The sequence below is a fragment of the Chryseobacterium sp. MDT2-18 genome, assembly GCF_030815285.1.
Lineage (GTDB): Bacteria > Bacteroidota > Bacteroidia > Flavobacteriales > Weeksellaceae > Kaistella > Kaistella salivictor.
The window spans coordinates 149,237-163,130 of record NZ_JAUSWQ010000002.1; the positions used below are offsets into that span (position 1 = coordinate 149,237).

The 13,894-nt window shown below is 37.6% G+C and carries 14 protein-coding genes; 5 read left to right on the forward strand and 9 right to left on the reverse strand.

From position 1 onward, the window contains the following. Window positions 1-64 precede the first annotated feature (64 nt). Window positions 65-1,732 (forward strand): 2-succinyl-5-enolpyruvyl-6-hydroxy-3-cyclohexene-1-carboxylic-acid synthase, encoded by a 1,668-nt coding sequence (gene menD / locus QF004_RS02605; protein WP_307422371.1) that lies wholly within the window; start codon window positions 65-67, stop codon window positions 1,730-1,732. Between the two features lie 5 nt (window positions 1,733-1,737). Here menD and QF004_RS02610 read toward each other — a convergent pair whose 3' ends face one another. Next, window positions 1,738-2,364, reverse strand: coding sequence for an aminotransferase class IV (locus QF004_RS02610; RefSeq protein WP_133439142.1), 627 nt, complete (start codon window positions 2,362-2,364; stop codon window positions 1,738-1,740). After that, window positions 2,348-3,325 carry an aminodeoxychorismate synthase component I gene (locus QF004_RS02615; protein WP_307422373.1) on the reverse strand — a complete coding sequence of 326 codons (978 nt, stop codon included), beginning with the start codon at window positions 3,323-3,325 and terminating at the stop codon, window positions 2,348-2,350. The genes QF004_RS02610 and QF004_RS02615 overlap by 17 nt, the downstream gene beginning before the upstream one ends. 56 nt (window positions 3,326-3,381) lie before the next feature. Between QF004_RS02615 and QF004_RS02620 the strand changes: the two genes are divergently transcribed. From QF004_RS02620 to QF004_RS02635, 4 genes are all read left to right on the forward strand, one after another. Beyond that, window positions 3,382-4,104, forward strand: a complete 723-nt coding sequence (locus tag QF004_RS02620) for a hypothetical protein (RefSeq protein ID WP_307422375.1) — start codon at window positions 3,382-3,384, stop codon at window positions 4,102-4,104. 67 nt (window positions 4,105-4,171) lie between these two features. Then, window positions 4,172-4,900: a beta-carotene 15,15'-monooxygenase gene (locus QF004_RS02625; protein ID WP_307422376.1), complete on the forward strand. Its 729-nt coding sequence runs from the start codon at window positions 4,172-4,174 to the stop codon at window positions 4,898-4,900. A gap of 80 nt (window positions 4,901-4,980) precedes the next feature. After that, complete coding sequence (locus QF004_RS02630) at window positions 4,981-6,063, forward strand: AI-2E family transporter (RefSeq protein ID WP_307422378.1); 1,083 nt, start codon at window positions 4,981-4,983, stop codon at window positions 6,061-6,063. A 34-nt stretch (window positions 6,064-6,097) separates the two neighbouring features. Next, window positions 6,098-6,349 (forward strand): DUF3820 family protein, encoded by a 252-nt coding sequence (locus tag QF004_RS02635; RefSeq protein ID WP_133441050.1) that lies wholly within the window; start codon window positions 6,098-6,100, stop codon window positions 6,347-6,349. A gap of 4 nt (window positions 6,350-6,353) precedes the next feature. Here QF004_RS02635 and QF004_RS02640 read toward each other — a convergent pair whose 3' ends face one another. The 7 genes from QF004_RS02640 to rsfS all read right to left on the reverse strand — a co-directional run bounded on the left by QF004_RS02640 (window position 6,354) and on the right by rsfS (window position 13,832). Then, window positions 6,354-8,483, reverse strand: coding sequence for a cation:proton antiporter (locus QF004_RS02640; protein WP_307422380.1), 2,130 nt, complete (start codon window positions 8,481-8,483; stop codon window positions 6,354-6,356). 3 nt (window positions 8,484-8,486) lie between these two features. After that, window positions 8,487-9,038, reverse strand: coding sequence for a hypothetical protein (locus QF004_RS02645; protein ID WP_133439136.1), 552 nt, complete (start codon window positions 9,036-9,038; stop codon window positions 8,487-8,489). A gap of 90 nt (window positions 9,039-9,128) precedes the next feature. Then, a complete protein-coding gene (locus tag QF004_RS02650) occupies window positions 9,129-9,782 on the reverse strand; it encodes a phosphatidylserine decarboxylase family protein (RefSeq protein ID WP_133439135.1) in 654 nt (217 codons plus the stop codon). A gap of 1 nt (window position 9,783) precedes the next feature. Further along, a complete protein-coding gene (locus QF004_RS02655) occupies window positions 9,784-10,662 on the reverse strand; it encodes a phosphatidate cytidylyltransferase (RefSeq protein WP_307422384.1) in 879 nt (292 codons plus the stop codon). Window positions 10,663-10,723: 61 nt separating this feature from the next. Further along, window positions 10,724-11,305 carry an LUD domain-containing protein gene (locus QF004_RS02660; protein ID WP_133439133.1) on the reverse strand — a complete coding sequence of 194 codons (582 nt, stop codon included), beginning with the start codon at window positions 11,303-11,305 and terminating at the stop codon, window positions 10,724-10,726. A gap of 115 nt (window positions 11,306-11,420) precedes the next feature. Beyond that, window positions 11,421-13,418: an ATP-dependent zinc metalloprotease FtsH gene (gene ftsH / locus QF004_RS02665; protein WP_307422387.1), complete on the reverse strand. Its 1,998-nt coding sequence runs from the start codon at window positions 13,416-13,418 to the stop codon at window positions 11,421-11,423. A gap of 51 nt (window positions 13,419-13,469) precedes the next feature. After that, window positions 13,470-13,832 carry a ribosome silencing factor gene (gene rsfS / locus QF004_RS02670; RefSeq protein WP_133439131.1) on the reverse strand — a complete coding sequence of 121 codons (363 nt, stop codon included), beginning with the start codon at window positions 13,830-13,832 and terminating at the stop codon, window positions 13,470-13,472. Window positions 13,833-13,894 lie beyond the last annotated feature (62 nt).

Below are 13,894 nucleotides of genomic sequence, written 5' to 3' on the forward strand. Positions count from 1 at the left end.
CAAATTTAAGTTTTTTTAGATTAAAATTTTAATTATCAGTAAATTTGCCACAATCCATTAGATTATGAAACAATTCTCGTCCAAACGAAGCATTCAGATTTTAGCATATTTATTAAAAGAATACGGAATTTCCGATATCGTTATTTCGCCCGGATCCCGGAATGCACCGTTGGCCATTCACTTTTCCGAAATGGATGAACTGAACTGCTACAGTATTGTAGATGAAAGAAGTGCGGCTTTCGTTGGAATGGGAATGGCGAAAAGTGCGAAAAAACCTGTAGCAATAACCTGTACAAGCGGTTCTGCCGCCGCCAATTATTATCCGGCGATTACGGAAGCTTTTTATTCAAATACACCGCTTTTAATTTTGACGGCAGACCGACCTGTTGATTTTGTCGATATATTCGATGGACAAACCATTCGCCAGAAAGATCTATATCAGCAACATTCCTACGGAGATTTTCAGTTGTTGGAAGATTCAGAAGAAAATGCCGGGGATTATAATTTCGCATTAATTAAAAAAGCCATCGAGGTCTGTTTTGAAAAACAGGGGCCGGTTCATATCAATATTCCGCTGGAAGAACCTTTGTACAATATGGTTTCGGAACTGCCGAGTTTTCCGCCTGTAGAAAAAACAATCCGAGAAACGGCTTATGAATTGCCTTCAAATATAATTGCAGAATGGAATACTTCTAAAAGAATTATGATTTTGGTCGGCACAAGAGATTATAGTGAAGAGCTGGAAATGCAGTTGTCGCAATTGGTTAAAAATCATAGTGTTGTTGTTTTGAAGGAAGCCAATTCCAATTTGAAACACGATAAGTTTTTCGCACATATTGACCGCTATATTTTTAATTTTAAAGAGGCGGATTTCACGACTTACGCACCTGATTTATTAATTACGGTTGGCCAAAATGTAGTTTCAAAAAAAGTAAAACAGTTCCTGCGAAAAGCGAATCCAAAATGTCACTGGCATATTGATGAGGTTTGGCACCCTGATACTTTCTTTGCCCTGACTGAAAAAATAAAAGCAACTCCTGAAAAATTCTTTGCTCAATTATTAAAGTTTGTTTCACTGGAACCTAGTCCATACTTCAACCTGTGGGATGTTCTGCGTGATAAAAGAGATTTGAAACACACGCAATATTGTGAGCAGACAAGTTTTTCAGATTTTAAACTGTTCGAACTGCTTTCTGCAAAATTACCGGAAAAAATCAATCTGCATATCAGTAATTCTTCTGCGATCCGGTATGCGCAACTTTTTGATTTTCAGAAAAATAATGTGTACTGCAACCGCGGAACCAGCGGAATCGACGGTTCCACGTCGACCGCGATGGGCTTTGCAATGAAATCGCAAGAGCAAACTGTTCTGGTAACGGGAGATATGAGTTTTTTCTATGATATCAATGGTTTGTGGAACAATTATATTCCGCCTTATACCCGGATTATTATCTTTAATAATGGCGGCGGAGATATTTTTAAAATTATTCCCGGACCGAGCTCGACCAATGCTTTGGACGAATTTATTTTGACAAAACATCATAAAAATGCAGAATATTTAGCAAAACATTTTGGATTTGCTTATACCAAAGTTGATGATGAGGACACGCTTTCGCGGGTTTTAGATCACTTCTTTAAACAGGATGAGAAGCCGAAAATTCTGGAAGTTGACACTTCGGATATAGAAAATGCTGAGGTGTTAAAAGGCTATTTCGAATTTTTGAAATCGTAACGGAATTACAGTCCGATGTGTTCAGACTGTTTAGGTAAATTCTTTATTTTTTCTATCGGATAGCTGCAATTATCGTCCAGAGTATTCATTGCGTTAATGATTTGAAAATGAGAATATTCGCTCATGTTTTGCAGCGTAATTTCCGCTTCTTTAATTTTCTTCGATTGGAGTAAATGTTGTCTCTGAACTCCGTTTAATAAATAGGTTTTTGGCGTAAACCAGTCTTTCCCTTTTTTAAATAAAAGATTAGAATAGGAAGAATCGGTAATGTGATTGTTTTTTACGATGATGATTTCCGCGGCTTTCGATAAAATTTTCATCTTTTCGAGTTCTTTCCGATCCTCAAATTTGAAGGAATAATCATAGGAATTATTTTCAACTAACTTAAAATCAGAAATTTCGGACATCGCATACGGGATCATCTGTGTTTTGTATTTCCCCGTCAGATCGTAGACGATTTTAAATTTATAAAGACCATCTTCATCATGTTCCAGGCTTTTATAAATCTCTTCTAAATTGATGGTGACTTCTTTGCCAAAATTAGAAAACGTTTCATTGACGCGTTTCTGATGTTGATCCAGTAAGAAAATCTGCTTGTCTTCTACTTTAATGCTTTCAATGAATTGGGACATAAATTTTATTTTTCATTTCTTGATATTCATCGGCAAAATTACTCAAATGAGTGATTCCACCACCACTTTTGAAATAAAGTTTTCCGTTTTCTTTTTCGATGAACCGGATCATCACGCAGGAATCCAGATTTTTACCGTCGAACCAACCGCAAACGCCAGTGTAGAATCCTCTTCTGTGATTTTCTGCTTCCAGAATGACATTTAATGTTTTTGGTTTTGGTGCACCGAGAATGGAACCGGCAGGAAGTAATTTTTTCATGATGCTTCCTGTTTTGTTTTGAAATTCGGCTTTCAGTTTGCCTGAAATTTCTGAACTCATCGCGTACAAATCTTTATTATTGGTTTGGATGAAATCGATTCGTTGAAATTCATTGACTTTCACTTCATCAGCAACCATGCTCAGGTCATTCCGGAGTAAATCGACCACTGTATAATGTTCGGCTTTTTCTTTAATGTCGTTTTTCAAAACTTCAGCTGCATTTTCGGTGGAGGCATCAATTGTTCCCTTCATCGGATGTGTAAAGATTTCATTATCAATAATTTCAACAAAAGTTTCAGGAGAAAAACAGACGAACTGATCCTGATAAAGAACTTTGTATTTTGCTTTTGACCGATGAAAAATTTCCGTTAAGGTGAGGTTGATTTCAATTTCGGTTTTGCACGTGTAATTGGTGAGGTATGAATTTCCCAGTTTCAGATTTTGCTGAACTTTATCAAATCCTTTTTTATAAATCTCTTCACTTTCTGGAAATGATTTTAATTGAATATTGGTTTGGTTCTCTTGTTGATCAGGGATATCTGTATTGTTTTGAAAATCAATATATAAGCTGTTTTTTATTAATTCGTTTTCCGTAAAAACCAGAACGTTCTCTACTAAAAAATCAACCATAAAAAAGAAGGGAACTTTCTTTTGGGAAAGTTCATCCATTTTATCAAAGTTGGGATGACTGTTTTTTAGCATTGGGCAAAAATACTCTTTTTAGGAGTTAATCTTTAGGTTTTGCTTATTTTTGCAGCATGGAAAATAATTACCCGCAAAAGGTCAGCATACAGAAGATTTTAAAAACGGCATTTACGTACTGGAACAGCACTTTATTTTATCAGTTGTCGTTTAGCTTGCTGTACTTTTCACTGTTTTTTCTGGGATATTTTTATCTCTTCAGATATTTTGGACTGTGGGATGAGGTGACCCAATACAGTGAATTGGTAAAAACCGATTTTCCGGCATTTAATAAAAAGATGGAAGAGATTGCAAAATTGCCGCAAACTCAAGGTTTCCTGTTAGGGATTTTCTTTCTTTTCGCTTTGTTAAATCCATTAAATGTGGGTTTTTATAAAATTTACAGAAAAATAGATCTTAAGGAAAAAGTAGGTTTGAATGATTTATTCGCAGGTTATCTGGGTTTTGATTTCTTCAAGTTTTTCGGATTTTACCTTTTTTGGATGATTGTCTTTTCTTATGCCAACTCATTAGTAATACTGGGGCTTGTCTGGATTATTCTCACCCTTTTCTCAATTCCTCTGATGTTTTTTATGAATGTAAATACCATTGAAGGCATTAAGTTAACTTTTAAAGGATTAAAACAGGATTTCACCACGATTCTTATTTCGGTGATGATTGCCGTATTATTTAGTCTATCCGGAATATTGCTGTTCGGATTTGGGTTTTTGCTCACCTTTCCTTTCTGGCATGCGATGATATATGCTTTATATCAGCAGTTTTTTAAAGAAAATGAGTAGAATGTTTTGCGAAATTTTGACCATATAAATTTTTAATGATAAATTTGAGAACATTAAAAATAAAACTATGGATACTCTTGAAGAATTTGATCAGCCGACCGGACCCGAAAAATCGGCGGGCGCAATTATTTCCCATGCCTTCGAAATGTATAAAGGCGTATTTCTTTATGCAATAGCAGCGGTTCTTATTTCGTTTGCTGTTTCTCTCTTAGTGCAGCCAATTTCAGGCTTTAACTCTGCAGACATGATGGAAGAAATAAAATCTTCTGAAGGTAGTTTTCCAAATTTATGGTCGATACCAAGATTTGGGCTTTATTCCGGCCTTTCAGGTTTGGTAAGTTTGCTTTCTGCACCGCTGTATGTAGGGCTTATTTACATTACCAACAAATACAATTTGCAGGAATCGATAAGGTTCTCTGATCTGTTTATCGGATTCAGACAAAATTTTTTAAATATTATTTTGTATTCTTTGATAACCAGCATTTTGATGGTCATTTCAGCGATGTTGTGTTTTTTGCCAGTATTTCTTATTCTTCCTTTCTTTCTGTTAGGTTATCCAATTTTATTATTTGAAAACGCCAGTTTTTCGGAGGCATTGGGCAAGTCATTTTCTATTGCAAAAGAAAATTACGGAACATTTTTGGGATCGAGTTTTCTTGGGCTCTTAATCAGTGCTGCGGGCATTTTTCTATGTGGAATCGGAATTGTTTTCACGATGTTGTTTTATCTGGTAGTCATGTATTCCGCTTATTGTGCTTTCTGTGGTAGGCCACGACCAATCATGGTGAAAATTTAAATAAAACTTCGGTGTTTTAAAGAATATCTGTACATTTGACAGCAGTGGTCTTAAACCACTGCTTTTTTTAATAATCAATTATGCCGAATAGAAAACATCAAATCAGTGAAGTAAAAATCAAGCAGTTTTTTTTGCTTGTGTTGATTGTTGTCCTTGCTGGATTAATCTGTTTTCATCTATCCTTATTCTTGCCATCGCTTCTAGGTGCGATTACGCTTTATGTTATTACGAGAAAGTATAATCTGTATTTACAGGAAACGTTGAAGTGGAAACCCTGGGTCGCTTCAATGGTTATTATATTGGGAACGCTGGTGGTTTTGATTCTGCCTATCTATTTTATCGGAGGTTTGCTTATCGAGAAATTGGGGAATGCTTCGGTTTACATGGAAAAATTCAATATTTTCATCGATAAGATTCATGATTTTATTTATGCTAAAACCCATGTTGATATCCTGAGCAATGAAAATTTAACCAAACTTAAAGATAACGTCGCTAAATTTTCTACTGCGGCGCTAAGTGGTACATTCAATACTTTAACAGTTGTCGCTTCGATGTATTTTATCCTATATTTTATGTTGGAAAAGCCACTTCTTTTTGAAAAATTACTGAAAAGTTCAGCTCCTTTAAAGAGAGCAAACGTGAATTTATTGGGTGAGAAAATTCAAAAAATGGTTATGGCTAACGCAATTGGGATCCCGGTGGTCTCGATTGGGCAAGGATTGATCGCCTTAATTGGTTATCTTATTTTTGGTGCTCCCAGTGCGATTTTATTATTTGCATTGACTTGTGTGGCCTCCATGCTTCCGATTGTTGGAGCTGCAATCGTCTATATTCCGGTTTGTATTTTCATGATTGCCGAAGGAAATGTAGGTCCGGGTTTAGGACTGGCGGTGTTCTGTCTGGTCATTGTAGGATTAACTGATAATTTGCTGAGATTTACCTTGTTAAAGAAACTTGAAAATATTCATCCGCTTAACACCGTATTTGGAATTATTATGGGAATCAATCTTTTTGGTTTTATGGGTTTAATTTTCGGACCGATCTTAATTTCAATCACCATTTTATTAATCCAGGTTTACCGCGATGAATTTTCAGAAAACGACCGGGAGATTATCATGCCTGAACCGAAAGAAATTGAAAAGAAAATAGATCTAAGTATTTAATACATCTTTCCTAAAAATCATGATGATTCCTGAACTGCGCCCCGAAATATTACAAGAAATCTGTAAAACCGAAATGCCTTTTGGAAAACATAAGGGAGTTCTGTTGGTGGATTTACCCATCAATTATTTAGAATGGTTTCAACGCCAGGGAATGCCACCCGGAAAGTTAGGAATGCAACTTTCCACCATTTACGAAATAAAAATGAATGGATTAATGGATCTTCTCACGCCGTTGCGGGGTAAGGTTCCACAAGCGCCGACCAAGAAAAAGGTTTTTAAATTTTAGTTTCTTATTTAAATAATTTCCCAACAATTTTCCCTATTTCTACAAAATCATCGGCATTAGCGATATCGCGCGTATCTTTCCTGTATTCTATTTCGTCTTCGTGAGCCGGAAATATCAACAGGAAATTCCGTTGGCGGAAATAAGTGTTCAGGTAATCCGGAACCAGCTGCATTTGCGGCTGATAAGAAACCATCGTGCGGTGTGCCATGAACAAAATTAAAGCGTCATCGTCCTTCATTTTATCAAAGAGTTTCGGCAACTCATTCCAGTCATTAAAAATAATAAAACTGGCGTCGATATTTACTTTCTTTTTAATTTTCTCAAGCATCGCAATGGTTGCATCGTTTCCGTAGAATTCTATTTTGGAACCAGAATTTCGCGCCAGATTCCAAACTTTTAATAATGCATGGAAAAAGTGAGGTTCCCTGGTGGCGTTTTCCGGCAAAATAACCACATATTTCTGAATAGTCGATGCAGGTTGTCTGGCATGATAAATCAGAATATTGGTGGCATTATTATTCAGGTATCCACTGTATAGATTATAGATAAATCCTGGTGAGAACCCTTTTTCCGCATCGATGCCGATCATTAAATCGGTGACCGAATATTCTTTAATCACATTGTTGGTTCCATCAATAACGTCAGTGTCATAACGGGTTATGGGCGTTATTTTCACATCTGCAGAAGCGCCGATTTCGACTGTTTTATTTAATAAAGTTTCTGCGTTTTTCTTTGAAGAGTCATTTTTTTCTTCATTGATAATATTTAAGACAAATAGATTTTCTGCCGTTTTTTTGGATTTAATCAGCAGGGCAAGATTGGTCATTGGATCTACGGTATTGAGATGGTTTACCGCCAATAAGATGTTTTCTCTTTCGGGATTATTGTCTGAAATGGTGTTTTCGTTATCAGCTTTTACCAACTCTTCCGCATGTTTCTGGGTTACAAAAGACGAAATTGTACACGAAATCAGGATGAGAAGAATACTTCCATTGAGAACACTTTCATCGAGTAATCTGATGGGTTCGCCTAGATCTGTTTCACCGATGATGATATTGTAACCGACTGTTACTGTGGCTAAAGTAGCTGCCGCCGAAGCTGAACTCAGTCCGAAAATAATTCCGCCTTCCGGTTTGGTAAAGGAGAAGGTTTTCTGCGTCGCAATGGAAGCCAGATACTTTCCGCCAATGGAGATGGTAATCATTAGCAGGGCGACTTTGATGGTTTCCAGATCTTTGAAAAAGACGGTAACGTCAATCAGCATTCCTACACTTATCAGAAAGAAAGGAATAAAAATCGCATTTCCGACAAATTCGACGCGGTTCATTAATGAAGAAGAATGCGGAATCAGTTTATTCAATGCCAATCCCGCCAGAAACGCACCAATAATCGCTTCGATCCCCGCCAGCTCAGCCAGAAGTGCTGCGAAATAAATCATGACCAATACGAAGATGTATTGCGATATTTTGTCGCTTACTTTTTTGAAAAACCATCGTCCGATGATTGGAAATCCTATTAAAACAATCAGTGCAAAAATGATGATTCCCACAGAAAGTTTGGTCCAGAATGCAGCGTTCACTTCTCCGGTTGTCATTCCCACAACGATTGCTAAAACCAAAAGGGCAAGAATATCGGTGATTACGGTACCTCCAACGGTAACATTTACTGCCCGGTTTTTAACAACTCCCAGCTTGCTGACCAAGGGATACGATATAAGCGTGTGCGAAGAAAATATACTGGCAAACAGAAAGGAAGTGAGCCAGTTATAATCCATAATAAAATGTGCCGCGGCGATTCCAATGATAAAAGGAATGATAAAAGTATAAGCACCAAAGCCCATGCTTTTGTATTTGTTTTTCTTAAACTCTGCCAAATCAATTTCTAATCCGGCGAGAAACATAATGTACAGTAATCCGGTGGTTCCTGTGACGACAATACTGCTGTCCCGCGTGAGTATATTGAAACCGTTCGGGCCAACAACTGCTCCTGCGATGATGAGCCCCAACAGGTGTGGGACCTTAATTTTATTCAGTAAAAGAGGAGCCGAAAGAATGATGATTAAAACAACCAAAAACTTAAGAACCGGATCTTCTAACGGAAGATCGAATTGAGACACTTTTAAGAGAGTGAGCATATTTTAGTTTTTGATTTTTTCTAATTCTACAGAGAATTTCGAGATGCAGTTGTTGCCGGTAAATTCACGGCTGCCTTTTATTCTGCCCGTCGTCTGATCAGACAGCTGTAAAGTAATGACGGACTGGTTGGTGGCCGGAGAATTGTTTTCTGAAGTTAATTTTAATTCGGAGCCGTTGTATTTCCCGGTATATATTTTTTCACCGCCGCTTTTATTCGTAATTTTCAAATGATCTCCGGTAAATTCCCAAAGGTCATTTCTCAGGTCGCCGATGACGTGTTCTGAGCAGTTAGACTCGGTGCAAATCATTTTGCCGTTCCACTTTCCGAGGATTTTTTCGGGAATTTTTACGGCATTTATCGTATCGGTTGGAAGGTGTTTTAAACTGTCGCGCAGCATTTTCAAAGCTTCATAATCCTGTTCTTTCTCAGCAAATTTCTCCTCCTTGATAAGAAGCGCTGCTTCCCGCTCTTTTATTTGGTTTTCCTGTCCCTGTTTATTACAGGAAGTCAGCATTAAAGTGAACGTAAACAAAAATAATATAAGGGATTTCATTTAGAAAAAATTTATGATTGACTTTAAAAGTATAAAAAAAATCCCGGAATTAAAAATTCCGGGATGGTAGGTTGTATATTTTCTCAGAAATTATTCTTTCATTTTGGCGATAACATCAATTCCCCCTTTTGTTTTGTCGCCGATTTTGCAGGTGATTTCTGTATCGATCGGCAAGAAGATATCCATGCGGGAACCGAATTTGATAAAACCGAATTCGTGACCGGCTTTTGCCTGATCCCCTTCATTACAATAAAATACAATGCGCCTTGCCACATAACCTGCAATCTGGCGGAAAACCACTGTATGATTGGTTAAACTTTTTATGGCTATGGTTGTTCTCTCGTTTTCTGTGGAGGATTTTTCATGCCAGGCGACTAAGTATTTTCCGGGATGGTATTTCTTATAAATAACCTCACCAGAAACGGGGTAGCGGCAAATATGAACATTCAAAGGTGACATAAAAATTGAGATCTGGATGGCTTTTCCTTGGATGAATTCATCTTCATCCACTTCCTTGATCATCACCACTTTCCCGTCCACCGGAGCGATTACGTTTTCTTTGTGATTCAGGATATCCCGATGGGGAACGCGGAAAAACCAGAAGATCAATCCATAAATAATCAGTAAAGGAATGATGATGGCCAAACTCCACATCTCTAAGAAATAAATTGACAGTAAACCAATGACTGCAAAAAGTAGACTCGCTACGATTATGGTTCCTTTGGATTCTTTGTGTAGTTTCATGTTATATTAATTTTTCTAAAATAAAGTACAAATATACGACAGGTACGCAGATAATAAAACTGTCTAACCGATCTAAAATACCGCCGTGTCCCGGAATGACATTTCCGGAATCTTTAACGCCGAAAGTTCGCTTTAACTGGCTTTCGACCAAATCGCCTAAAGGACCAAAAACGGAAACTAAAAATCCGACGATGATATAATTCCCTCTTAAATCAGGGTAGTTTAATTCGATGAAATAGCCAAGAATGATGGTGAAGAAAACGCCGCCAGCGAATCCTTCCCAGGTTTTTTTAGGTGAAATTTTCGGAGCCATTTTATGTTTTCCCAAAAATTTTCCTGTGAAATAGGCAAATGAATCACTGCTCCAAATTAAAACGAACAGGAAAAACACTTCTAAAGTAAAGGTGTGTTCTATGGTAGAAAATTTGGGTAAACCTAGCGCAAATCCGAACGGAAGTGCAGTGTAGATAACGGTAAAAATAAGTTTCCCGCTGTCATAATAAAGTTCTTTAGGAAAACGAAACAAGGTTACTACCGCAATGATTATCAGTACAATGGCCAAAATTTCGGATAAATTAAAATTGAAATAAAAACCGTGATTGAAATACCTTTTGGAAAATAACTGATAAAACACAAAAAGAATCAACGGGAAAACCACCCATTTTTCCCAGCCTTTCGGATCGAACTTCATCATCCTCACGCATTCCCATGCGCCGATGAAAAGGAAAAAAGTGATTAAGCCGTAATAAAGATTTTGTTGCTGAACAAGACCCGGCGAGAAACCATTAATGAATTCTGCCCCCAATGAGGTAGTACAGAGAACAACGACCAAACCGTATAGAAGACCACCGAAAAGTCGCAGCACTAAATTTTTATCCAAAATTGATGTGATTAAATATTGATGAAAATATGCATTGTAAAAGATCCTTTATCCGAAGAGCTTAATCTTCGAGCAAAAGTAAGAAAAGTTTTGTATTGTCTTTGTTCGGAGTGTCTAATTTAGAATTACTTCCACTGATTGAAGTAAGGTTTCTAATATTTCCGTTGCGTTTGATTTTGCTCATCGCGTCATTCAGGTTCGTCACAATTTGGGACACGTTTGCCATGATGATTACTTTTTCCGGTAACCGTGACGAGTGATAATGCAGAATGTTATTGTGCGAAAGCATGATCCGGCCATCATAAGCGATTAAATATTCGCAAGTGATAAAAGCGCAGTCATTAAACAATTCGAGTTCGGTAGTATAAGGGACATTAATTACATCAAGGAAATTTTTTAAATCATTGTCCCAGCAGAAAACAGATTTTACGCTTTCTATTTTGAGAATGTGGTTCAAAGTCTGCAGCGCTTCTGCTTCGTCTGCACAATAGTTGAAAAAACCTCCGGAATGGGTAAATAATTGAGCAAACTTATAGTCGAGGTCAGCGTTTTTCAACTGATCCCCAAGTTTAATCAAATCCTGCTCGTCATCCTCTTCAGGTTGATTCAGTATTTTTCCGACCAATTTTTTAAATAGACTCAATTCCTCTTAATTATGCGATTGTTCTACAAAAATAGAAAATATTTGTTTACTTAATCAATTAAATACAAAAATCCTGATTATTTATATGAATTTAAATAATCAGGATTTAATTTTATTAAAGTTGCGTATTGGATTCCGGTGCGATAACCTCTGCTTCCTCCACTGGAGTTTCCGCCTTGTGGCTATTGGAAACAGGATGTTCAGTTAATTCCGGATCCCATGCTCTGTCGCCGAATACCTCTTCTAAGTCTTCGCGGAAGATTACTTCTTTCTCGAGAAGTTTTGTGGCAAGCGCATCAAGCTTATCTTTATTATCTCTTAAAATTTGCAATGCTCTTTGGTACTGGGTCTCAATGATTTTAGAAATTTCTTCATCAATCATTTTGGCAGTCTGCTCTGAGTAAGGTTTTCCGAAACTGTATTCAGATTGGCCGGTGCTGTCATAGTAGGAGATATTTCCGACTTTCTCATTCAGACCATAAATGGTTACCATTGCCTGTGCCTGCTTGGTTACTCTTTCCAAATCAGAAAGCGCGCCTGTAGAAATATTTCCGAAGATGGTCTGCTCTGCAGCTCTTCCACCCAATGTAGCGCACAGTTCATCGTTCATTTGTTCAGTGGTCGTCAATTGCCTTTCATCCGGCAGGTACCAGGCTGCGCCTAATGAGCGGCCTCTCGGTACGATGGTGACTTTCAGTAATGGTGCTGCGTGTTCTACCAGCCAGGAAATTGTTGCGTGTCCTGCTTCATGATAAGCGACCCTTCTTTTTTCAGATGGCTTAATCGCTTTGTTTTTCTTTTCCAGTCCACCGATGATTCTGTCAACAGCGTCTAAGAAATCTTGCTTTGTAACGGCTTCGTGTGAATTTCTTGCTGCAATTAGTGCGGCTTCATTACAAAGGTTTGCGATATCGGCACCACTAAATCCGGGAGTTTGTTTTGCTAAAAACTCTCTGTCGATATTGGGTTCCAATTTTATTTTCGCCAAATGCACATCGAAGATTTCTCTTCTTTCGTGTAATTCCGGTAGGTCCACATAAATCGAACGGTCAAAACGACCTGCTCTCATCAATGCTTTATCCAGAATATCGGCTCTGTTGGTTGCCGCCATGATGATTACGTTGGTGTCGGTTCCAAAACCGTCCATTTCGGTAAGCAATTGATTTAATGTGTTTTCTCTTTCATCATTTCCACCAGTCATGTTTCCTTTTCCTCTGGCTCTACCAATGGCATCAATCTCATCAATAAAAATAATTGCCGGTGATTTCGCTTTTGCCTGAGCAAATAAATCTCTTACTCTGGACGCTCCAACTCCTACAAACATCTCCACAAAATCAGAACCTGAAAGGGAGAAGAAGGGAACTTTCGCTTCCCCTGCAACAGCTTTTGCTAAAAGGGTTTTACCTGTTCCCGGAGGACCGACTAACAATACTCCTTTTGGAATCTTTCCACCTAATTTGGTGTATTTTTCAGAGTTTTTCAAGAAATCTACCACTTCCTGAACTTCTTCTTTCGCGCCTTCTAAGCCTGCGACATCTTTAAATGAAACCTGCACTTTATCTTTTTCGTCGAAAAGTTTAGCTTTGGATTTTCCGATGGAGAAAATTTGGCCACCGCCACCGCCACCACCGCCGCCCATCATTTTGCGGAAAATCACAAAATAGAAAAGCGCCATGATTGCGATCCAGAATATTGCAGTAAACAGTAACTCGGTCATCGGATTTTTGCCAATGCCGTAGTCTTTTTTAGTAACTATCGCGGGGTTATCCTGTTTGATTTTATCAAATTTCTCCAGGAAAAGCTGTAAATCTCCGAAACTGATTGTATAGTCTGGTTTTGGAGAAAAGTCAAATGCCGAAAAAGGACTTCTTTCTTTTGCAACCTGCTTCGCATCTAATGCTTTTTTAGCTGCTGGTGTAAGAAAAACATCAGCCTTTTCGGTATCTTTATAAATGAGTACATTCTGAACTTTCCCCTCTGTCATTAAGGTATAGAACCCTTCTTCGTCTAATGAATTTGCTGAGGAATCCCCATTCATATTCGAAAAGAAAAAGAGTAAAATGGCTATAATCGCGATTGGGAAAAACCAGTTAAATCCTTTATTGTTGTTCATATCTTTTTATAAAAGTTTTGGCGAAAAATTGTTTTCGTCAACTATCAGTAATTAATTTTCGATTTTGGTTATTTTTGCATCTCCCCAGAGTTCCTCTATATCATAGTATTCTCTGGTTTCCCGCTGGAATACATGCACCACGACGGATACATAATCCAGTAAAACCCACAGTGAGTTTTCACTTCCTTCTACATGCCAAGGGCGATCCTGCAAGTCATTCCGAACCTTTTTTTGGATATTTCCTGAAATAGCTGAAACTTGGGTATTAGAGTTTCCGGTGCAGATGACGAATGTTTGTGCTACCGAATTTTCGATGTTTGATAAGTCGAAGATCATAATGTCTTCCCCTTTTGTATCTTGTATTGCTTCTACAATTTTGTCGATTAGTAGCTGCTTTTCTGTGATTTTGTTCATTAAAAATTTTGTATAATCTGCAAATTTATTGTTTTTTTATTTAAATAGTCTCAAATTTACCA